Genomic DNA, 21,630 nt, shown 5'->3' with positions numbered 1-21,630 from the left:
TTATGGCGTATGTACCTATCCCAAAAGATTTAAAGAAGGTAAAAACAAAGGTTGCATTCAACCTGACAAAAAGACAACTGATAGGTTTTACGATTGCAGGACTTATTGGAATACCAATCTATCTATTTATGCGAAAGGTTGTTCCAAACGATATAGCAGTCATCTTTCTCATTGTGTCTACTCTCCCAATATTTTTCATCACTCTTTTTGAAAAGGACGGACTTAGCTTTGAGAAATACTTTAAGTATATTTACCTTCATAAATTTTATCAGCCACAAAAAAGAGTGAGAAAGGAGGTTTATCTTGAAAGACAAAAGAAAGATTCAGCAGCTAAAGTTAGAACAAAACCAAAAGAAATTAAGAAGTCAAAAACAGGACTTAAAGCAAAATAAGGGAAAGTCTAAAAAAGACAGGAGCGGATTACTTGACCTTATCTTTAGGAAAGAACCGAAAAGATACACTGTGGAAGATACCATTCCCTATCTTAGACTCTTAAAAAGCGGGATATGTCAGATTGATGAAAAGCATTTTAATAAGAGTATCGCCTTTGAGGATATAAACTATCAGCTTGCCTTAGAAGAAGATAGAGATTTGATTTTTAATCAGTTTGCAAACTTTCTTAATTCCTTTGATCCAAGTATCAGCATCGAATTTTCATATATCAATCAGCTTGGCAGAAATGAAGAAATGAAATCAGCCATTCAAATACCGGATAAAAAGGACGGGTTTGATGATATACGCCTTGAGTTTCGAGAAATGCTGAAAAGCCAGATTGTAAAGGGAAATAACGGACTGAAAAAATCAAAGTATGTAACCTTTACGGTGGAAGCGGATAATTTAGAGCAGGCAACATCAAAACTGGAAAGATTGGAGATAGATATATTATCGAGTCTTAAAAGTATGGGAGTAAGAGCAGAAAGCCTTAACGGAGATGAAAGGCTGAAGATACTTCATGATGTTTTAAATCCGAATAAGACCTTTGAATTTTCATATAAGGACTTAAAGAAAAAGGAAAGCACAAAGACATATATTGCTCCAGATGAATTTAACTTTACACCGTCAAGGTATTTTAAGTTTGGAAAGTTTATTGGAGCGGCAAGTCATTTTCAAATCCTTGCAAGTGAGCTTTCCGACCGTATGCTTTCCGAGTTTTTGGATATAGATGATAACATCAATATCTCTTTTCACATCAAGGCGATTGAGCAATCAGAAGCCATCAAGATGGTCAAAAGAAAAAACACCGATATTGACAAGATGAAGATTGAGGAGAATAAAAAGGCTGTAAGAAGCGGTTATGATATGGACATTCTTCCAAGTGATTTAATCACCTATGGAGAAGATGTAAAAAGCCTCTTAAAAGACCTTCAGACAAGAGATGAAAGAATGTTTGTTGTAACCATTATTTTTATGAACTTTGCAAAGACGATTCAAAAGCTGGACAATACCATTTCTCAAATCAGCTCTATTGCCAATAAGCATAATTGCAAGTTAAAAAGACTTGATCACTCACAGGAGCAGGGCTTAATCAGTGTACTTCCACTTGGGGTAAATAAGATTGAAATTGACAGAGGACTAACCTCATCATCTACGGCAGTATTTATGCCTTTTACCACAGAGGAGCTTTTCATAAATTCGGCGAACAGTTTGTATTATGGACTAAATGCCCTAAGCCATAACCTGATTATGGCAGATAGAAAGAAATTGAAAAACCCGAACGGTTTAATTCTTGGAACTCCGGGAAGTGGTAAATCCTTTAGTGCAAAAAGAGAAATGGCAAATGCCATTCTTACAACCGATGATGATGTAATTATCTGCGATCCGGAAGGCGAGTACGGAAACCTTGTTCGTCAGTTTAAAGGAGAAGTAATAAAGGTCAGCAGTAAGTCAAAAGACTACCTTAATCCTTTAGATATAAATATGAACTATGGAGATGGGGACGCACCACTGAAAGATAAAGCGAACTTTATTATGTCTATGCTTGAGCTTGTCGTTGGCGGTAGCGGTCTTACAGCAGAAGAAAAGTCGGTTATAGATAGATGCCTGCCTAAGATTTATGAAAAGTATTTTGAAAATCCAAAGCCTTGTAATATGCCGATTCTTCAAAACCTTTATGATATGTTAAAAAATCAGGAAGAAAAAGTCGGCAAAAAGCTGGCAACGGAAATGGAGATTTATGTAACAGGCTCTCTTAATGTATTTAACCATCAGTCCAATGTGGACTTAAATAAGCAGCTTCTTTGTTTTGATATTAAGGAGTTAGGCTCGCAGCTTAAAAAAATCGGAATGCTTGTTATTCAGGATCAGGTATGGAACAAAGTATCACAAAACAGAGGAAATAAGGCTACAAGGTACTATATAGATGAGTTCCACTTGCTTTTAAAAGACGAGCAGACAGCTTCCTATTCCGTAGAGATTTGGAAAAGATTTCGTAAGTGGGGAGGAATCCCGACGGGTATAACACAGAATGTCAAAGACCTACTGATGAGTAAAGAAATTGAAAATATCTTTGATAATACGGACTTTGTTTTAATGCTTAATCAGGCTTCAGGTGATAGAGAAATTTTAGCAAGGAAACTTAAAATCTCACAGCCACAGCTAAAATATGTAACAAATTCCAATGCAGGAGAAGGACTTTTGTTCTTTGGAAATACCATTGTTCCTTTCCTTGATAAGTTTCCGAAAGACACAATCCTTTATCAGAAGATGACAACCAAGCCTGAAGAAGTGAGGTAGCCTATGGGAAAGAAACTGAAAAAGGACTTTAAGGAAAGACAAAGGGCGAGGATAGAAAAGGAAAGGCTGCAAAGTAATGGCAGCATAGAGCCTGAAGAAAGTAAGTTAAAGCATAGTGATGATTACAGAGGGAAAATCGTCCATGACAAAGACAGATTTCAAGATAAGGTTCATGAAAAGGTCAGTAAGAGAAGTGAAGAAACTGAATTAAACGGAAAAACTTCTAAAAGAAATGCAAGGTATAGAAGTCCTGAAACAGGAAGTGTAAGTCAGGAAGAAATCGGAAAAGCTGATTATGATACTGAGGTTAAGGATGGAAAAATCTATGATCCTTTAGGAAAAGACCTCGACAATGACGGAATCATAGACAAATATGACAATGACTTTAGGGATAGCGACTATTTTGAGTCAACCTATGATGTAGAGGACAATCTTCATCGTAAAGCAGAAGATACAAAAGGCTTTTCAAAAAGCCAAAAGACTCAAAAGAAAAATTATAAGAGAAAAAACTATTCCGATAAGCTCTATACCAGAAAAAAGGACAAAGAAGCAAAAGAGGAAAAGGCTGACAATAAAAAAAGCGGAAAAGAAGCCATTTTTGATAGAGAAAAGAAAAACAGGCTTTCTAAAGAACAGGAAAGAACTTTTAGGGATAAGGCTTCTAAAGTGTCCGCTTTATCAGGACTTGCTAAAGGAAGTGAAACCGTAAGAGATTACTTATCCCATGGCAGCGATGAAAATCAAGGGGTAGAGGCAGGAGAAAAGACAGCCGATACAAGCTCAAAGCTCATTCATGGCATTAAGAATTACTCGGATAAGAAAAAAGCCAAAAAAGGATATGACCTTACAAATAAAGACTATAAAATCAGAAAGCGAAAATCCAAATTGGAGTTTCGAGATGCCAAAGAGGAGCTAAAAAAGACACAGGAGTATCAAAAAGCAAATAACTTTAAGCGATTCCATAAGCGAAAGCAGATGAAAGATTCCATTAAAAGGCAGAATAAGTCAAGGCTTAGAGATCGCATTAAGGAAGGGCTTATAGGCAGTCTTAAAAGTTCAAAGGAAGTTATATTAAGAAAAGCGAAGGGACTTATGATTATTTTCATAGGTCTTATTATTTTGGGAACTTTCTTTATTAACTTTGCAGGAACAGGAATGACAGGCTTTATGAACTCTACAAGTACGGTTCTGACAACAAGCTATTTATCAAAGCCTAATGTCCTAAGTGAAATCAATGAGAATTTTTCGGAGATGGAAAAGGAGCTTCAAAGTGAGGTTGACAATGTCGAAGAAAATTATCCCGGATATGACGAGTACATCCTAAATAATACAGAGTACATCGGGCATAATGTCCATGAGCTTTTATCCTACATTACATCAAGGTGCGGAGAAGTAAAGAATGTATCAGAAGTAAGTTCCGTATTAAATGAGCTTTTTAAGTCCATGTATGACCTTGAGTATAAGGAAGAAATTGAAATCAGATATAGGACAGTTACAGAAACTTATACCGATGAAGATGGAAATGAATATACCGAAAGCCATGAAGAACCTTACGAGTACAAGAAACTGATTGTAACGCTTCATAAAAAAGATATGGATAGCATTATCAGAAAGGTTTTTGCAAACTATCCTGACAATCTTAAACACTATGAAGCCTTATTCCTTGCTCAAGGCAATATGGGAGAAGCCTTTGGTAATAGCGACATTATTGCTTCCAATGGTGGTATCGGAGGAGGAAAAGAGTATGAGGCTTCTACGGAAGTTCAAAAGAAAATTGTAAATGCTGCATACATTACTCCATCTCCGGGTGCGGGTTGGTGTGCTATGTGGGTATCGCAGGTCTATCAAAATGCAGGACTTGGATATATTGGCGGAAATGCCTGTGATATGTATCGAAACTATACCTTTACATCAGACAGGTCAAAGCTAAAAGTGGGAATGCTTGTGGCAGTTGAAAGCAGCAGTAGCGGAAGCAGTGCAGGGCTTACCTATGGTCATGTAGGTATTTACATTGGAGATGGAAAAGTGATTGATAACATCGGTCGAATAAGAGTAACTACCTTAGATGATTGGATAGCAACATTTTGTAAACACCATCCCGTAGGATTCGGTTTTCCGCCAAATGTAAAGAAATAGGAGGTAACAATTTGAAAAAGGAACTTACAACAGTAAAAAACAGAATAAAGAAGTTAAAGGATAAAAAGGCTCTGATTGATGAAGAATTGGAGCCTTTATTCATTCGTGAGGAAGAACTCGAAAATGAAGAAATCATTGCCATTTGTAGAAAGAACAACATTACAATCAGTGATTTAATGGCAAAAGTAAACAGAGAAAAAACAGAAGTGAAAAAGGAGAAAACAAATGAAAACCAGTTTGAAAAAGAATAATAAGTTTTGGACGGTAGCACTTGCGGTAATTGTAAGTATTAGTTGTATTTTAGGTCTTTGGACGGTTGTTTATGCACAGGAGCAAAAATCTGAAGCTCCAACAAAAAATGAAGCTGTTCAAACGGAAGTTGAAGTAAATGTAAGGTATATCTTTGAAGATGAAAAGGTCTTTAAGGAAGAAAAGATAAAGGCTGAGAAAGGACAGCTTCTTGATAGTGGTGATCTTCCAATGCTGCCAGATGATATGAAATTCATTGATGAATTTTTGTTTTATGAGGTAAAGGGAGATGGAAAAGATGAGATTATCCGTAAGGTAGCAAAGATGGAGGTTAAGGATAAGGGAACGCAGACAGAGCTTTCTAAAGACGATATTTCAAAAATAGAAAAAGAGGCAAAAGAGCTTCAGGATAAACTTGATAAGTTAAATTGCGAACTTAAGGACAAAGACAAATTAAGTGATAAGCAAAAGAATAAAATTAAAGACCTTGAAGATGAAATTGATAGCCTGAAAGAAAAAATAAAGAAAGATAAGGGAAATAAGGACTTATCAGAAGATATGAAAAAGGAAATAGATAAACTGACGGAAAAGGTGAAAGAGCTTGAGAAAAAGGCAACTGAAACAAATAAAGCTCCTGTAACATCACAATCAGTTACACCGATTAGTCCTATTTCCGGAATTAAGACAAGTTCAGGTATTTCTCCTCAAACACCACAGACTTCTGTAAGTAGTACCGGTAAAGGCTCATCGGATTCGGTAAGCTCAGGTAATACTACAAAGGATACCGGTAAAGGTAAAACGGAAGTAAAGGAGAAAGAAAAGGAAGTTCGCTATCCTAATAAGTTGACGGCAAAAGCTCCTGCGAATAACAGTCAGGATTCATCAATGGGGTCTGCAAGTAAGAGTGTAAACACCAACAAGGGAGTAGATTCATCTCCGTCAAAGGCGAGAGCATCCGTTACGGAGAATAAAGATAATGCAAATAAGGAGTATCCGATTCATCATGGAGATAGCAGCGATAACAAAGAAACGGATCAGTATTCGGCAGATGCAAGGCAGTTTATTACCTTTCAAACGAAAAACGGTAAGACTTTTCATTTAATCATCAATCATGATGAAGATAGTGAGAATGTAATGCTTCTTACGGAAGTATCTGAAGATGATTTGCTTAACATGGTGGAGAAAAAAGAAGCACCAAAGCAGGAAGTAGTAAAAGAAGAACCTGTTAAGGAAGAAGTAAAGCCTGAGAAGAAGGACGAAAAGAGTAATTTAGGAACCTATATTATTTTGCTTCTTGTAGTAGGTGGTGCATTAGGAGCAGGCTACTATTTTAAGGTTGTGAAAAAGAAAGAAGATAAAGAACTTGAAGCCTTAGAGGAGGAAGATGATGATTTCTTTTCTGAATCTGAAAGCGAGGAAGAAATAAATGATGCAGATGAAGTAGAAGATGAAGAATAAACGCACCTAAAAACATATTATTTTGGGTGCAAAGTTAGGGCGGGAGAGTAACATCTTTCGCCCTTTTATATTGAAAAACAGGAGGACAAATATATATGAAACTTGTAATTGCTGAAAAGCCAAGTGTTGCAATCTCTATTGCAAAAGTAATTGGAGCAACAAAAAAGAAGGACGGATACTATGAGGGAAACGGATACAAGGTGAGCTGGTGTGTCGGACACTTAATTCAGATGGCAAATCCAGAAAGTTATGATGAAAAGTACGCAAAGTGGAATATGGCGGATTTACCGATTATCCCAAGAGAATATAAGTATGAGATTGCAAAGTCCACAAAGAAACAATTTACGATTCTTAAAAAGCTCATGAATGATAAAGATGTTGATACTATTATCAATGCGTGCGACGCAGGAAGAGAAGGCGAATCTATCTTCAGACTGGTGTACCATCAGGCAAATTGTAAAAAGAAGATGAAACGCCTTTGGATTTCATCAATGGAAGATAGTGCCATAAAGGAGGGCTTTGATAACCTGAAAGACGGAAGTTCTTACGATAATCTTTTTGAGTCTGCACAAGCAAGAGCAATAGCAGATTGGATTGTTGGAATGAATTTAAGCAGACTGTATTCGTGTCTATACAAGCAAAATTACAGTGTGGGCAGAGTGCAGACACCTACCCTTGCCATGATTGTAAAAAGAGATGATGAGATAGCAAATTTCAAGAAAGAAAAATATTTTACAGTCGAACTTTCTATGAATGGTTTTACACTATCAACAGATAGAATTGATGATGAGGTTGCTGCTGAACAGCTAATCAATTTAGTTGGAGATAAGATAGGAATTACCGATGTTATTCAAAAGGAAAAGATAACAAAGCCTGATTTGCCTTTTGACCTTACAACACTTCAAAGAGAGTGCAATAAGTATTTTGGATATAGTGCCAAGCAAACACTTGATTATGCTCAAAGTCTGTATGAGAAAAAACTGATTACCTATCCAAGAACAGACAGCAGATGCTTAACGGAAGATATGATTGTAAGTACGGTTAATAACATTTTAGGGAAAAATGATTTTGATACAGAGCGTATCAAGACGGTATTTAACTCTGAAAAGGTTACGGATCATCATGCTATTATCCCGACAATCAGTTCCTTAAAAGAAGATGTTTCAGAACTTCCTTTAAGTGAAGCTAAAGTTTACTTCCTTATATCCGATAAATTCCACGCAAGTGTGGGCTATCCTTTAGTGGAAAGCACAACGAAGATTGTAGCTGAATTTGACGGCTTTGAATTTACAAGCTCCGGCAAGGTAATTAAGGATGAAGGCTTTACAAAATATCTTAAAGAATACAAGTCTAAGAAAAATGAAGATATGGCACTTCCTGATGTGAATATTGGTGATGTATTAAGCATTGAAAACAAGGAAATAAAAGAAAAGTACACTCAACCAGCTAAGCATTTTACGGAAGATCTTCTCCTAAAGGCGATGGAGCTTGCGGGAAATGATGCCTTAGAAAAAGGCGTAGAGGTGGAAAGAAAAGGACTTGGTACGCCCGCAACAAGAGCGGGGATTATTGAAAATCTGATTTTCAAGGGATTTGTAGAAAGAGATAAGAAGAATCTAATTGCAACGCATAAAGGAATCAGCCTTGTAACGATTGTAGCAGATACCTTTAAGTCGGCAGAAACGACAGCAAAGTGGGAAATGGAATTATCTGATATTGCTCAGGGAAAATCTTCAAAGAAAAATTTTTTAGAGGCAATTGAAACTGAGATAAAAGAAGTGGTTTTAACTTATATCAAGTAAGATGGCACTAATTTCAGCGTGGAAAAAATGCTCTAAAAATGCTAAAATGTAAAGTAATCAATTTAATGATTGAGAGGTGATTATATGTCTAAAATAAATGTTGAAGGTTCAGAAATCAGCATTATTGCCATAGACAATAGAGATTATATTTCTTTAACGGATATGGTTAGAAATATTGAGAACGGTTCTGCTTTGATTGAAAAGTGGCTCAGAAACAAGAATACAATAGAGTTTTTAGGTATTTGGGAAGAAATGTATAACACGAATTTTAATTCCCCCGAATTCGAGGGAATTAAAAATGAAGCAGGATTTAACCGATTTATTTTATCTGTTAAGCAGTGGGTAGAAAAAACGAATTCCATCGGTATAGTTGCGAGAGCAGGAAGATATGGCGGAACTTATGCTCACAAAGATATAGCATTTGAGTTTGCTTCTTGGGTATCTCCATACTTTAAATTATATTTAATAAAGGAATTTGAACGCCTAAAGGAAGAAGAACAAAAGAAGTTAGGATGGGATATTAAGAGAAATTTGGCAAAAATCAATTATAGAATTCACACAGATGCCATTAAAAACAAACTTGTACCGGATAAACTTTCAAAAGAAAAAATCAATTTTATTTATGCAAGTGAAGCGGATATTCTTAATGTTTCTCTATTTGGAATAACAGCTAAGGAGTGGCGTGATGAAAATCCGGATTTAAAAGGCAATATTAGAGATTATGCGGATATATCACAGCTTGTCTGCCTTTCTAATCTTGAGAATCTTAATGCGGTATTTATAAATGAAGGCATGAGCCAATCTGAAAGACTGGAAAAACTAAATTCAATAGCAATTGAACAGATGAAAATATTATCCGAGAGTGAATCAATTAAAAAGTTGAAATAAAAGGATAATATCAATATGTAGTACAAAGGTGATTAGAGTAAAATCTAACCGCCTTTTTTCATGCAAAAAAGAAGGAGGTCAACATGCGAATAAATGATTTTCATAACATCTTGGAGCTAATAAAACAAGATATTCTGCAGAGTGAAGCAGAGTATCTGAAGCTCTTAAAGGTTGTCGGAAACAATCAGAGGTACGACTTTAGAAGTCAGTTAAGTATTTACGATAAAAATCCTGAAGCGACAGCTTGTGCCAAGTTTGACTATTGGAGGGAGCGCTTTAATCGAACTGTTATGAGAGGACAGAAAGGTATCCCCATTTTAGAGGACTATGGCACATACAAAAAGGTGGACTATATCTTTGATATAAGTCAAACCGTTTCCAAAAACAGAGATGTCAATGAAGTAAATATTTGGCGATTTGATAAAGAAGCTCACAAAGATGTATTAAAGGAAATGATAAAAAGTGAGGGCTATGAAGAAAGCGAAAGCACCTTAGAAAATATCTTTTCTTTAAGCAGGCTTTACGGAGATGAAAAGATAGATAGCCTGATGAAAGAACTTAGAATATCTGATGAGGGCAGAATAGCCTTTACCAAGTTTACAAGGGACTCAGTGAGCTATGCAGTAGCTTCAAGATTTAAGTTAGACTATCCTGTGGATAAGGAGCTGTTAAAAGAAAACTTTGCAATGCTTGACAGCATTTCCCTTATGAGCTTGGGAGAAACCGTATCAGACATTAGCGGAAATATAATTGATGCTACCATTCAAAAAAGCAAAGAGTTAGAGCTTCAAAAAGAAGTTTTAAGAGGTAAAGAAGCAGGATATAATAAAATTAGAGAAGAATTAGAGGAGGTAGAAGAAAATGTACTTCGACGAGATGATCAGGAAAGAATTAGTGAAAACGAGCGAATTTTCCGAAATGGAGAGTACGGACGAGATAATAGAGAAAATCAAAGAGAATACACTGAATCAGTTAGAGGAGGAGATGGACTTTATGAGAGAATATCCGAATCCGACTTACGCAGTGATGAGGCTGGACTACCTTTCAAACAGCGAGGAGCAGAGCCACTTCGAGATGTTAGTGGATCTGTACAAGGAGAAGAAGCTGATAGGACACCTGATGGATATTCAGAAACAGGCAATAGAGTTTATGAGAGCAGAGAAGCCGAAACTGATGGCAGCTTGGGAGATAGAGGACGAGAGTCATCCTCAGTACAAAACGATGATTTCAGCCCTCAAAGAAATGACAATCAAGGAAGTAGTGGAAATCTAAAAGAAAATACGGATAAAGAGATAAGAGAAGCTGATAAGGCTTCTTTTTCTTTACCCGAAAACAGCTTAGGACAGATTAAACTTACAATACCTCTTACTCAAAATGATATTGACAGTATTCTTGTAAACGGAGGAAATCACGATGGCGGTAGGCTTCCTGTTATTGCTGAGTTTTCAAAAGGCAAGAGCATAGAAGAATTGGGAGAATACCTCAAAGATACCTTTAAAGGCGGAAACGGATTTTACATGGATGAAAGAGAAGTATCTTCCTGGTATTCGGATAAAGGTATTCATTTAGCTTATGGAATATCGGCAAGAGAGGATAATACACAAATTTTAAGTTGGAGTGGTGCAGCAAGTAGGATAAATGAACTTCTTGACAGAGGCGAGTTTGCTACAAATGTAGAGCTTTCTGAAGCCTTAGATTATGAAAGGGATAGAATTTCAGAGTCATTAGGGTATCTATACTATGATTTAAGCGAAGAAGGAAAAGCACAGGGATATTTTGATTTTATAGAAAGAGGTGGTGGCTTTCCGAAAGAAACAAGACAGCTATCGGAAGCTCTTAAAAATCCTGACTATCTAAAAAATGTTATTTCTGAATATAGTCGTTTCTTGAGAGCATATAAAGAAGATAGGGACATACTAAGATTTCATTATCATAAGGTAGATAGCCTTTATCAGAGATTACAGGAGCTTGCACTTCCAAGAAGGGAATATACTTCTAACCTAACCGAACTTCCAAAGATACATGGCTTTATTACAGAAGATGAAGTCCTTGCTACTATTTCAAGAGGAAGCGGAGTAGATAGAGGAAAAGAGCGAATAACAAAGTATTTCAGAGAAAATCATACCTTGCAGGAAAAAGCTAGCTTTCTAAAAGACGAGTATGGAACCGGCGGGAGAAGTCATGCAGTATCGGGGGCAATGGGAAGTGATGAATGGCATGATGCAAATGGACTTAAATTACAGAAAAATAATTGTAATGATGTTTTTCTTACTTGGTCAAATGTAGCAAAGCATATAGATGAGCTGCTTTCAAAAAATCTTTATCTTGAAGAAAAGGACATTGAAAGAAAGGATGAGATAGAAGAACAAAAAGAGCCAAGTTATTATTCTAAAGATGATCCAAATAATCTAATGACTGATGAAATGCTTGAGAAAGTTCCTGAGCTTTATGCACAGGAAGATGTAGCCTTAGCAGACAAACAGGTTCATGCAGCATATATCATTCCATTTAGAAGCAACTGGACCTGGTATATGACTGAGTACGATAGAGAAAGCAAAGACGCTTTTGGACTTGTTTTAGGAATTGAACCTGAATGGGGATACTTTAATCTTGAGGAGCTAAAGGAATTAAATGCCCAAAGACTTGTTTTAGAGGATTTCCCAAAGACATTTAGAGAACTTAAAGATAGTGAACTTAAAAAGCAGATGGATGAGCAGGAGCTTCACCATGTCTTTAACGGAGAACTCAGTTTTGAGGATAACATTGCAGACCTTGAAGCACCTAAAGAAGTAGAAGAAAGCATACAGACAGAACCTTTTCAGGCTACCTTATTTGATTACCTGAAGGAAAGAGAAGAAGTAGAGCTTAACGAAAAAGAGGATAGTTCTTCAGATGAGTTTGCAGTTAAAGAAGGCGATACCGTCTATTTTAATCATGAGGAGTACAAAGTAAGGGAGATTTCTAAAAATCAAATCACTGGAAGAAATGATTTGTGGATCGATCCTACAAGACAAGGTAATCATCAAATTCCGATTGTAGCCTTTACTGATAATGAGGATTTATTAAGACAAGTAAGTCTTGAAAGACCTGAATTTATCATCGGTGATGAAGTGAAATATAAGGGGAAAGACTATACCATCACAAGATTTGATGATATGGGAAACAACCTAAAGACAGTAACGGTGAAGGATAATACCGAATATCTTGGCGGTATGATTACAGGCTCCGATGTAATTCCTTATCGTAAGGAAAGTGAGCTTGATAGAATCTTTGAAAATCTGACTAATGAGAAGCCCGAAAAGACTTTTAAGGAAGTAGAAATAAAGAAAAATGAGGCTCACAATTTCAAGATTACAGAAGAAACGATCCCTGCAAAGTTATCTCCAAGTGAGAGATTAAACAATAATCTTGAAGCAATCTCTATGCTTAATAGGATTGAAAGCGGACAAAGAGAGCTTGACATTACAGTTCAGGAAGTTTTAGCAAAATATGTAGGCTGGGGTGGACTTGCTGATGCCTTTGATGAAAGTAAGGATGGACAGTGGAAAGAGGCAAGAGCCTTCTTAAAGGAAAATCTATCGCCATCAGAATATGAAGCTGCAAGAGAATCTACCCTAACGAGTTTTTACACACCGAAAACTGTCATTGACGGAATATATAAGACGCTTTCAGGTATGGGATTTAAACAGGGAAATATCCTTGAACCGTCAATGGGTATAGGGAACTTTATCGGTAATGTACCTGATGCAATGAGTAAGTCAAAATTTTATGGTGTAGAGCTTGACTCGATAAGCGGTCGTATTGGAAAGCTGCTATACCCTGAAAGTGATATACAGGTAAAGGGACTTGAAGAAACGGGATTTTCCAATAACTTCTTTGATGTAGCAATCGGAAATGTTCCCTTTGGAGAGTACAAGGTAAATGACAGAGAATACAATCGTAATAACTTTCTTATCCACGATTATTTCTTTGCCAAGTCCATTGATAAGGTTCGTAACGGCGGGGTTATCGCCTTTATTACATCTTCCGGAACAATGGATAAAAAAGACGAAAGTGTAAGACGCTATCTTGCAGCAAGAGCCGAATTTTTAGGGGCAATCAGACTTCCAAACGATACCTTTAAGGGTGTTGCCGGTACAGAAGTAACTTCGGATATTATCTTCCTAAAGAAAAGAGATAGCGTGTTAGAGCGAGACGAAGATTGGATACACCTTGCAGAAGATGAAAATGGACTTTCATATAACAAATACTTTGTCGATCATCCTGAGCAGGTGCTTGGTTCTATGCGTGAGGTAAGTGGTCGATTTGGAAAAACTCTAACCTGTGAACCGATAGCTTTTTTAGGGCAAGAGAACAACATGGCTTCGTTAAAGGACAGACTTGAGATTGCCGGAGAAAGAATTTCAAAAGATGCAAAGTATGAAGAAATAGAGCTTTTGGATGATGAAATAACATCCATTCCTGCAACCGATGATGTAAAAAACTTCTCATATACTTTAATTGATGATGAGGTGTATTACAGGGAAAACTCCCTTTTCGTCAAGAAAGAAATAACGGATAAGAATAAGGAGAAGATTAAGGACTATCTTGAACTGAATACTGCCCTTAAAGATGTTATCTACAAGCAGAAAGAGGACTATTCCGATGATGAGGTAAAGAAAGCTCAAGAAAAGCTCAATGAAGTCTATGACCGCTTTTCTAAAAAACATGGCTTTGTAAATAACCTAAGCAATACCAGAGCCTTGAAAGAGGATAGCAACTTCCCGCTTGTTTCATCCATTGAAATCCTTGATGAAGAAGAAAACTTTAAGGAAAAGGGAGATATTTTCTCCAAAAGAACCATTACAAAAGCCAAAGTCATAGACCATGTGGATACTTCTTTAGAAGCCCTTGTTTTATCGGTATCTGAAAAAGGCTATGTGGACTTTGACTATATGGGAAGTCTTACAGGAAAAGACAGACCGACCTTAATTGAGGAGCTTCGAGGGGAAATCTATCTAAATATCAGAGAAGAACAAAACTTTTACAGACCGCTTTCTTTTAACCCTGAAGATGGCGATTTGCCCTTTGCCTGTGCCAATGGAAGCAATTCCTATAAGTATGGCTATGTAACAAAAGATGAATACCTAAGTGGAAATATCAGAGATAAGATTTCTATTGTAGACAGCTACCTTGCAAAGCTAAGACAGACAGAAAGAGAACTCCCTCATCTTGGCTATGCGGAAGATGGCGAAGAAAAAGAGCTGATAAGCTATGAGATGAACCGTTTGGAATACCAAAAGGCAGAGCTTACAAAAGTTCTTCCAAAGGAGCTGGAAGCAAGTGAAATCAATGTGCGTCTTGGTGCAACTTGGATACCGATTAAAGATATTGAGAAATTCATCTTTGAAACGCTGAAAACTCCGGGATATGCAAGATGGGATATTAAGGTAAAATTTTCCAACCTTACAAGCGAATGGAATGTAGAAGGAAAAAGCAGGGACAGAGGAAATGACCTTGCTGAAATGACCTTTGGAACATCAAGGGTAAATGCCTATAAGCTGATTGAAGATGCCCTAAATTTAAAAGAAACAAAGGTATTTGACCAGATTATAAATCCGGACGGCTCTAAAACTTCTGTCTTAAATAAAAAAGAAACCATGCTTGCAGGACAAAAGCAGGAGCTATTAAAAGAAGAGTTTAAAAACTGGATATTTAACGATCAGGAGAGAAGAAACCGTCTTGTAAAACTGTATAACGAGCGTTTTAACTCAATCCGCAACAGAGAATATGACGGAAGTAATCTTTCTTTTGAGGGAATGAATACGGAGATTGACTTAAGACCTCATCAAAGAAATGCCATAGCAAGAAGCCTTTATGGAGGAAATACCTTGCTTGCCCATGTAGTAGGCAGTGGAAAGACCTTTGAAATGGTGGCTTCTGCAATGGAGAGTAAAAGGCTTGGAATGTGCAGTAAGTCCTTGTTTGTTGTACCAAATCATTTAACAGGGCAAATCGGTCGTGAGTTTATGCAGCTATATCCGTCGGCTAACATTATGGTGGCTGATAAGAAAGATTTTGAGCCGAAAAACAGAAAGAGATTTATCGGAAAGATTGCAACAGGGGAATACGATGCGGTTGTTATCGGGCATACGCAGTTTGAAAAAATCCCTATGAGTAAGGAATATCAGGAGAAGCATATCCAAGATCAGATTGATGAAATCGTAAATTATGTAGAAGAATACAAGCATGACAGAAATCAAAACTTTACTGTGAAACAGCTCGAAAAGACAAAGAAAAAACTGGAAACAAGGCTTGAGAAACTATACGATGATTTTAAGAAAGATGATGTCATTACCTTTGAGGAATTAGGAGTGGATAAGCTCTTTGTTGACGAGGCGCATAATTACAAGAACCTTTATCTATATACCAAAATGAGAAATGTTGCAGGTATCGGGCAGTCAGAAGCCTTTAAGTCCTCTGATATGTTCATGAAATGCCGTTACATGGATGAAATGACAGGTGGGAAAGGCGTGGTCTTTGCCACAGGAACGCCTGTAAGTAACTCTATGACAGAGCTTTATACCATGCAAAGGTATCTTCAGTATGAGAGCCTTAAAAAGAATGGACTGGAGCATTTTGATTCTTGGGCTTCCACTTTTGGAGAAACACAAAGCTCCTTTGAACTATCTCCTGAAGGAACAGGATACAGGGTAAAGACGAGATTTTCAAAGTTCTATAACTTGCCTGAGCTTATGAGTATGTTTAAGGAAGTTGCAGATATTCAAACTGCGGATATGCTTAACCTTCCTACACCTGAAGCTAACTATGAGGTTATTAAAACAGAGCCTTCTGAAGAACAAAAGGAAATATTAAAGAGCCTTTCTGAAAGAGCGGATGATGTCAGAAATAGGGTTGTAGAGCCAGATGTTGATAATATGCTTAAAATTACCAATGACGGTAAGAAACTTGCCTTAGATCAGCGTTTAATCAATCCCCTACTTCCTGATAACCCTGATAGCAAGGTCAATGTATGCGTAAAGAATGTCTTTTCCATTTGGGATAAGACAAAAGAAAACAAATCTACACAGCTACTTTTTTCCGATATGTCCACTCCAAAAGGAGATGGAGAATTTAACATCTATGATGATATTAGAGAAAAGCTCGTAGCTATGGGAATACCAAAAGAAGAAATCGCCTTTATCCATGAAGCAAATTCAGACAAACAGAAAGATGAACTCTTTGCGAAAGTAAGAAAAGGCGAAGTTCGTATCTTAATGGGTTCAACACAAAAGATGGGAGCCGGAACGAATGTTCAAAACAAGCTTATTGCTTTGCATCGACCTCGATGTGCCTTGGCGTCCTGCTGACCTTGAACAGCGAGCGGGTAGAATTGTAAGACGAGGGGAACGAAAATGAGAAAGTAAATATTTATCGTTATGTTACAGAAAACACATTTGATGCCTATTTGTGGCAGACGATAGAAAACAAACAGAAATTCATTTCTCAGATTATGACAAGTAAGACTCCTGTTCGTGTGGCGGAAGATGTGGACGAAAGCTCTCTCAACTATGCAGAGATTAAAGCTCTTGCCACAGGCGATCCTAAGATTAAAGAAAAGATGGATTTGGACAACGAGGTTACAAAACTTAAAATGCTTGAAGCAAACTATAAGTCCAACAGTTACAGATTAGAGGATAAGGTAGCGAAAAATTATCCTGAAGAAATCGCAAGAACAGAAAAACTAATTGAAGCTGTCAAAAAAGATATATCTGATGTAGAACCTAAAGCGGAAGGCGAGGAAAAGTTTACTTCCATTACCATTGCAGGAGAAAAGATTACCGATAAGAAATTATTCGGAGAAAGACTTCTTGAAGCTATTTCAAAGGTTAAAATCAATGAAAGCAAGGTTATAGGAAAGTATAGAAATATGGATTTAGAGGTAAGCTATAACTTCTTTACCAATGAGCATAACTTTAGCCTAAACGGTGCTGCAAAGCATTCAGGAGAGCTTGGAACAAGTGCGGACGGTAACCTTACAAGACTGGATAACGCTCTTGAGAAAATGCCTGAGAAATTAAACAGGCTTGAAGAAAAACTCATCAGTACAAAGGAACAACTTGAAAATGCCAAAGAAGAACTCAAAAAGCCGTTTGAAAAGGCAGATGAACTGAAAACTAAGGTGCTTCGATTGGCAGAGTTAAATAAGCTCCTTGATATGGGAGACGTGGAAGAAAAGAGAAATGACAATCCTCTTGTGGAAGATGTAAAGAGGGCGATTATTGACTTCTGCAACAGAGAGTATGAAGAAAACCACAGCTATGATGAGTTTGACACATTGTACCCTGATTTAAAGCATATCGGGATCGCCTATACCAATACACCGGATGAAAGGCATGGGATTCAATATGAGCTTGATTTAGAGGAGAAAACTTGGACGCAGTACATTGATGATACTCCTATCAAAACAGAGAGCTTTGACTATGAGAATAAAGGAGAGAATGAGGCTCTAAGGAATATGAAAAATGAAATAGAAATGTCCTCCTTTAACGATTTGGTTTATGTTGATTCAGAAGATTTAAGAGCAGCAACGGGTCTTGATATTGACGATGAAGGCAACTTCTATGATCCACTTTCTAAAGACCTTGATAATGACGGTATACCTGATAGATATGATAATGACTTTAAGGACAGTGATTATTTTGAGTCAACTTATGATGTGGAGGACAATTTTCATAACAAAGAAGAAACCACACAAAGATCAGATGATAAGCCATCTATTTTAGGACAGATAAGAGCATATCAAAATGAAAGTAAAACAGAAGAAAAGCAAAAAACAAAAGAACAGGAATTTTTAAGATAAGGGGAGGACAACCTCCCTTTTGCCATGAAAGGAGATAAAAACATGGATTACAAAACAATGAGAAATCAGATTGAAGATATGGTAAGTGATAACCACAAGGACTTTGTAAAGGCGATTATAAGCATGGAAAAAGGTATCAATGATGAAAGTGCTTTAGATAAGCTCTATGACGCTTATATGGACAATGACAGCCTTAATTTGCTACATGAGGAATTTGACTATATGATTGAGGATTTAAGAGAACAGGGACAGATAAAAGACTTACCTTATGTTCAGGAAGAAAAGGATAATCTTATCAATATTGTCGGAAATATCGTTGGAGAGGTTGATGTAGTTGAAAGGGAAAATAAGAATGGAGAAGCCTTCAAGGTAGCGAATTTTTCCGTAGTATCCAAAGATGATGAAGGGAATAAGGTATATCATAATTGTTCCGCTTATGGAGAAAAGAGTGATATTCCAAAGGACTTTAAGCAGGGAGATTTTGTTAAGCTCTTTGGACAAATCAGAACATCCATTGATGATAACGGCAAGGAACATAGCAATATTAGGATACTTTCTTCAAAGCTGTTAAAGGCAAAGGAACAAATGAAAGGACAAGAAGAAAAGAAAGAATCTGTACTTGGAGCTATCAAGAAATATCAGGCAGAAGATAAGGAAAAGCCGAAAGAAAAGAAAGAGGCAAGCAAAGAAGCTGAGAGATAAAATTGCGGTCGGTGTGGTCTTAGGACTGCACCGGCTCTTTTTTATTTGTCTCTTGAAAAAGAGGAGAGAAAATATTATCTCTCCATCTCCTTGCCCATGTAAATTCCATAGTTCTTTCGTATTTGATAAAGCTCGTCCATAGTAGATTTTGTAGAAGAATACTCTTGCATTAGGGTATTCTTTTTTTCTTGCAATTTATCAAGTTTATCTAAAATATCCTTAGAATCAGGCAGCTTTGAATAGGACTTTTTAAGTTTTGTAAGATCTGTTTCGTAGCGTGTGATTTCAGCCTTATGCTCCTCAAAAAATGCCTTATCAGAAGGATTTGCCTTATATTCTTTGTAGTAGGCTCGATATTTTTTAACAGTATGAACTTGTTCCATCGTATCAGAAAGTAGCTGCATATCCTTGTCAATTTCTTTGATTTTATCTTGTAAGGCTTGCATTTCTTCAGCATTTTTCTTGATATATTCATCAAGCTGCTTGACAGAATTAATGCCATGTTCTCTGATGAAAACAACTGACTCAGCCATTGTATTTAAGTTATGTTTTGTTGCCCAGTACTCATAGCCTTTGCTCTCTTTCACTTTGGCATTGGTATTCATATTGATAACATTTCCGATTCGTTTTTTGACAGCAGGATCCTTAATAGCATTCCTTTCTATAATACGTTCTTTTAATCTTTCTTCAGTATAGTCCTCACCAATCGTCTTAGCCCTTGTAAATCTCTGCTTATCTTTTGGCTTAAAGGCAATGTGTTTACCATGTTTTATTTCATAACCAAGTTCAGCCATCTCCTTTAGGAATTCTTCACAATCTTTAGACTGTTGTATCATTCTGTCAATGTCAAATTGAAGCCTGCTTTTCCAAGAAGTACCTTTCTTTGATTGCTCATTTTCATACCATGACTTACCATTTGTTTTGTACTTTCTCTTATAGCTCTCATAGAACTCGTCAATCACAGATAGGCTATTTTCTTTGCACAGCTTATCGCTTTGATACCTGATTTGGTGGTAACTTCTCTTGTTGGACTGATAGCATTTGCCCGTTACCATATTTACATTATTAAAAATGATATGGTTATGGATATGTCCTTTATCTATGTGGGTAGATAAGACAAATTCGTACTCATCCTTTAATATCTTTTTACATAGTTCAAGACCGATTTGATGTGCCATTTCAGGACTTGCTTCTCCGGGTAAAAAGGATTGAATGAGGTGTCTTGCAAGAACAGTTCCGTTTGTTCCGGCATCATTTCGTGTTCTTAAAAACTGGGTGTGAGCAGTTTCCTGATGACATTTATGAGTGCTTACTAAGATTTGCTCGTCCGTTTTTTCTCCATTTACAATATATGAAATGGCAAGATTAAGGGTTGATTTTATAGGATGTATTTTTGTAATAGCCATAAGATTTAATCACCTCCTGAAGTTCTGTTAAGAAGCAGAGAATGTATTTGCCACAACTCTTTTGAGAAATATTCAATCTGATTTTTTATGTCATTTATATCATCCTTATAGATTATGCCGGTCGAATTAACACGCTTTGCAATCTGATTGATGTTGTTTGTAGCGTTGGAAAGCAAGCCCTGTAAATCTCTAAACGGTTCTAAATCCACTTGATATATTTCCTTTTCTAAAACGCACTTGCGGATGAAATGACTCATGTTTCTGCATTTCGCAAGTTTTCTTTTCTCCTCAAAAAGAGCCTTTTCTTCTTCGGTTAATTTAATTTCAAGTCTTTCATTTCGTATTCTATTTGCCATAGGTAAATCCTCCTTTGAATGTATTTCGGGGTCTTAGGGTACACCCTAACAAGTTAAAAATTGATAAAAAAAGAAGCAGATCCCAAAGGGCTGCTTCATCAATTTTTTCGTAAGTGTCCGTACACTTACTGTGCTTGCTACAAAAGAATGATTAGGGTAGCAAGCATTAAGCGAGTTTTGAATTTGTAAATGTATTATAACATATTATCTGACTTATGTGCATCAAACTCAATCTTGACTTTTAAATATAACAAGTGCTATAATATAACTAAGTTATATTTGAAAAGGAAGGAGGTGGATAAGAAAGTGGCTAATGGTGATTATGAAAAAACTCACAAGAAAATATTAGATTGTGGCAAGAAAATTTTTAAAGATCAAGGTTTTGAAAAATCTAATTTAAGAGCAATATGTAAGGCGGCAGGCGTTACTACTGGAGCTTTTTATGGTCATTTTGAAGATAAAGAAGCTCTTTTCTCTGAGTTAGTCGAGCCAATCGTAAGCCAGATACAACGGTCTTATACTATGTATGAAGATAGGAGTTTTGATGTTTATAAAAAAGAAAAACATATAAAAAAGAAACTATTTACAAGATCTTAGAGTCGAAAGCACAAGGTGCTATAGAAATGGTTTTGTACTTCTTTGAGCATAAAGATGTATTCGAATTACTGGTATTTGGTTCTTATGGGACAAAATTTAATAATTTTTTAGATGAGATTATTGAGAGAGAAGATAAAAATCATTTTGAAATTCTGAGTATGATATATGGAGAAGATCATGTTAATGATGTAATAACAAATAGAGGAATTCACCTAATAAACCATGCATATTTTTATGCCTTATCAGAGGTAGCGGTGCATTCTAAAAGTATAGAAGAGGTGAAATTGAATGCAACTTTGATTTCAGAGTTCTTTAATGAGGGATGGAAAAAAATACGAGGAATTTAAAAATTTTTTACCCGAAATATAACTAAGTTACATTTAGACTTTGTTAAGAGATTGAGATAAAAAATGGATATTGTTTTCTGCATGAAAACAGAAATATATCATATTGAAAAATCA

The 21,630-nt window shown here is 36.4% G+C and carries 14 protein-coding genes; 12 read left to right on the top strand and 2 right to left on the bottom strand.

Annotated elements, in window-relative coordinates; genetic code table 11:
* The first annotated feature begins 2 nt into the window (after positions 1-2).
* The 10 genes from HMPREF9624_RS10335 to HMPREF9624_RS10290 all read left to right on the top strand — a co-directional run bounded on the left by HMPREF9624_RS10335 (position 3) and on the right by HMPREF9624_RS10290 (position 18,810).
* Entirely contained in the window at positions 3-392 is a 390-nt protein-coding gene (locus HMPREF9624_RS10335) for a PrgI family protein (RefSeq protein WP_036595098.1), read from the top strand.
* Positions 304-2,733 (top strand): VirB4-like conjugal transfer ATPase, CD1110 family, encoded by a 2,430-nt coding sequence (locus HMPREF9624_RS10330; protein ID WP_009537702.1) that lies wholly within the window; start codon positions 304-306, stop codon positions 2,731-2,733. Before HMPREF9624_RS10335 ends, HMPREF9624_RS10330 begins: the two co-directional genes overlap by 89 nt.
* Before the next feature lie 3 nt (positions 2,734-2,736).
* On the top strand, positions 2,737-4,869 hold the full coding sequence (locus HMPREF9624_RS10325; RefSeq protein WP_009537701.1) for a CHAP domain-containing protein: 2,133 nt from the start codon (positions 2,737-2,739) through the stop codon (positions 4,867-4,869).
* Between the two features lie 11 nt (positions 4,870-4,880).
* On the top strand, positions 4,881-5,120 hold the full coding sequence (locus HMPREF9624_RS10320) for a hypothetical protein (RefSeq protein ID WP_009537700.1): 240 nt from the start codon (positions 4,881-4,883) through the stop codon (positions 5,118-5,120).
* The gene (locus HMPREF9624_RS10315) at positions 5,095-6,576 is read left to right on the top strand and encodes a CD1107 family mobile element protein (RefSeq protein ID WP_009537699.1); all 1,482 of its coding nucleotides are present in this window, start codon (positions 5,095-5,097) and stop codon (positions 6,574-6,576) included. The genes HMPREF9624_RS10320 and HMPREF9624_RS10315 overlap by 26 nt, the downstream gene beginning before the upstream one ends.
* Before the next feature lie 95 nt (positions 6,577-6,671).
* A complete protein-coding gene (locus HMPREF9624_RS10310) occupies positions 6,672-8,378 on the top strand; it encodes a DNA topoisomerase 3 (RefSeq protein ID WP_009537698.1) in 1,707 nt (568 codons plus the stop codon).
* Between the two features lie 84 nt (positions 8,379-8,462).
* Entirely contained in the window at positions 8,463-9,266 is an 804-nt protein-coding gene (locus HMPREF9624_RS10305; protein ID WP_009537697.1) for a KilA-N domain-containing protein, read from the top strand.
* Between the two features lie 83 nt (positions 9,267-9,349).
* Positions 9,350-16,615 (top strand): DEAD/DEAH box helicase family protein, encoded by a 7,266-nt coding sequence (locus HMPREF9624_RS10300; protein WP_009537696.1) that lies wholly within the window; start codon positions 9,350-9,352, stop codon positions 16,613-16,615.
* 143 nt (positions 16,616-16,758) lie between these two features.
* The gene (locus tag HMPREF9624_RS12410; protein ID WP_009537695.1) at positions 16,759-18,108 is read left to right on the top strand and encodes a helicase; all 1,350 of its coding nucleotides are present in this window, start codon (positions 16,759-16,761) and stop codon (positions 18,106-18,108) included.
* 42 nt (positions 18,109-18,150) lie between these two features.
* On the top strand, positions 18,151-18,810 hold the full coding sequence (locus HMPREF9624_RS10290; RefSeq protein WP_000384992.1) for a hypothetical protein: 660 nt from the start codon (positions 18,151-18,153) through the stop codon (positions 18,808-18,810).
* 74 nt (positions 18,811-18,884) lie between these two features.
* Here HMPREF9624_RS10290 and HMPREF9624_RS10285 read toward each other — a convergent pair whose 3' ends face one another.
* Together HMPREF9624_RS10285 and HMPREF9624_RS10280 are read right to left on the bottom strand one after the other, a co-directional pair.
* Positions 18,885-20,216 (bottom strand): relaxase/mobilization nuclease domain-containing protein, encoded by a 1,332-nt coding sequence (locus tag HMPREF9624_RS10285; RefSeq protein WP_009537694.1) that lies wholly within the window; start codon positions 20,214-20,216, stop codon positions 18,885-18,887.
* A gap of 5 nt (positions 20,217-20,221) precedes the next feature.
* Complete coding sequence (locus HMPREF9624_RS10280; RefSeq protein WP_009537693.1) at positions 20,222-20,572, bottom strand: plasmid mobilization protein; 351 nt, start codon at positions 20,570-20,572, stop codon at positions 20,222-20,224.
* 294 nt (positions 20,573-20,866) lie between these two features.
* On the opposite strand from HMPREF9624_RS10280, the gene HMPREF9624_RS12405 reads away from it, so the two are divergent.
* Both HMPREF9624_RS12405 and HMPREF9624_RS12400 read left to right on the top strand, forming a co-directional pair.
* The gene (locus HMPREF9624_RS12405; RefSeq protein ID WP_456299416.1) at positions 20,867-21,169 is read left to right on the top strand and encodes a TetR/AcrR family transcriptional regulator; all 303 of its coding nucleotides are present in this window, start codon (positions 20,867-20,869) and stop codon (positions 21,167-21,169) included.
* 26 nt (positions 21,170-21,195) lie between these two features.
* On the top strand, positions 21,196-21,516 hold the full coding sequence (locus HMPREF9624_RS12400) for a hypothetical protein (protein WP_009537691.1): 321 nt from the start codon (positions 21,196-21,198) through the stop codon (positions 21,514-21,516).
* The last annotated feature ends 114 nt before the right edge of the window (positions 21,517-21,630 follow it).

The sequence above is a fragment of the Oribacterium asaccharolyticum ACB7 genome, assembly GCF_000238075.1.
GTDB classification, from domain to species: domain Bacteria; phylum Bacillota; class Clostridia; order Lachnospirales; family Lachnospiraceae; genus Oribacterium; species Oribacterium asaccharolyticum.
This window is presented reverse-complemented; position numbering and strand designations above follow the sequence as displayed.

Excerpts from the sequence above, each read along its gene's own strand:
- HMPREF9624_RS10335 (WP_036595098.1), top strand. The coding sequence starts at position 3 with ATGGCGTATGTACCTATCCCAAAAGATTTAAAGAAGGTAAAAACAAAG.
- HMPREF9624_RS10325 (WP_009537701.1), top strand. The coding sequence starts at position 2,737 with ATGGGAAAGAAACTGAAAAAGGACTTTAAGGAAAGACAAAGGGCGAGG.
- HMPREF9624_RS10315 (WP_009537699.1), top strand. The coding sequence starts at position 5,095 with ATGAAAACCAGTTTGAAAAAGAATAATAAGTTTTGGACGGTAGCACTT.
- HMPREF9624_RS10310 (WP_009537698.1), top strand. The coding sequence starts at position 6,672 with ATGAAACTTGTAATTGCTGAAAAGCCAAGTGTTGCAATCTCTATTGCA.
- HMPREF9624_RS10305 (WP_009537697.1), top strand. The coding sequence starts at position 8,463 with ATGTCTAAAATAAATGTTGAAGGTTCAGAAATCAGCATTATTGCCATA.
- HMPREF9624_RS10300 (WP_009537696.1), top strand. The coding sequence starts at position 9,350 with ATGCGAATAAATGATTTTCATAACATCTTGGAGCTAATAAAACAAGAT.
- HMPREF9624_RS12410 (WP_009537695.1), top strand. The coding sequence starts at position 16,759 with ATGACAAGTAAGACTCCTGTTCGTGTGGCGGAAGATGTGGACGAAAGC.
- HMPREF9624_RS10290 (WP_000384992.1), top strand. The coding sequence starts at position 18,151 with ATGGATTACAAAACAATGAGAAATCAGATTGAAGATATGGTAAGTGAT.
- HMPREF9624_RS10285 (WP_009537694.1), bottom strand. The coding sequence starts at position 20,216 with ATGGCTATTACAAAAATACATCCTATAAAATCAACCCTTAATCTTGCC.
- HMPREF9624_RS10280 (WP_009537693.1), bottom strand. The coding sequence starts at position 20,572 with ATGGCAAATAGAATACGAAATGAAAGACTTGAAATTAAATTAACCGAA.
- HMPREF9624_RS12400 (WP_009537691.1), top strand. The coding sequence starts at position 21,196 with ATGGTTTTGTACTTCTTTGAGCATAAAGATGTATTCGAATTACTGGTA.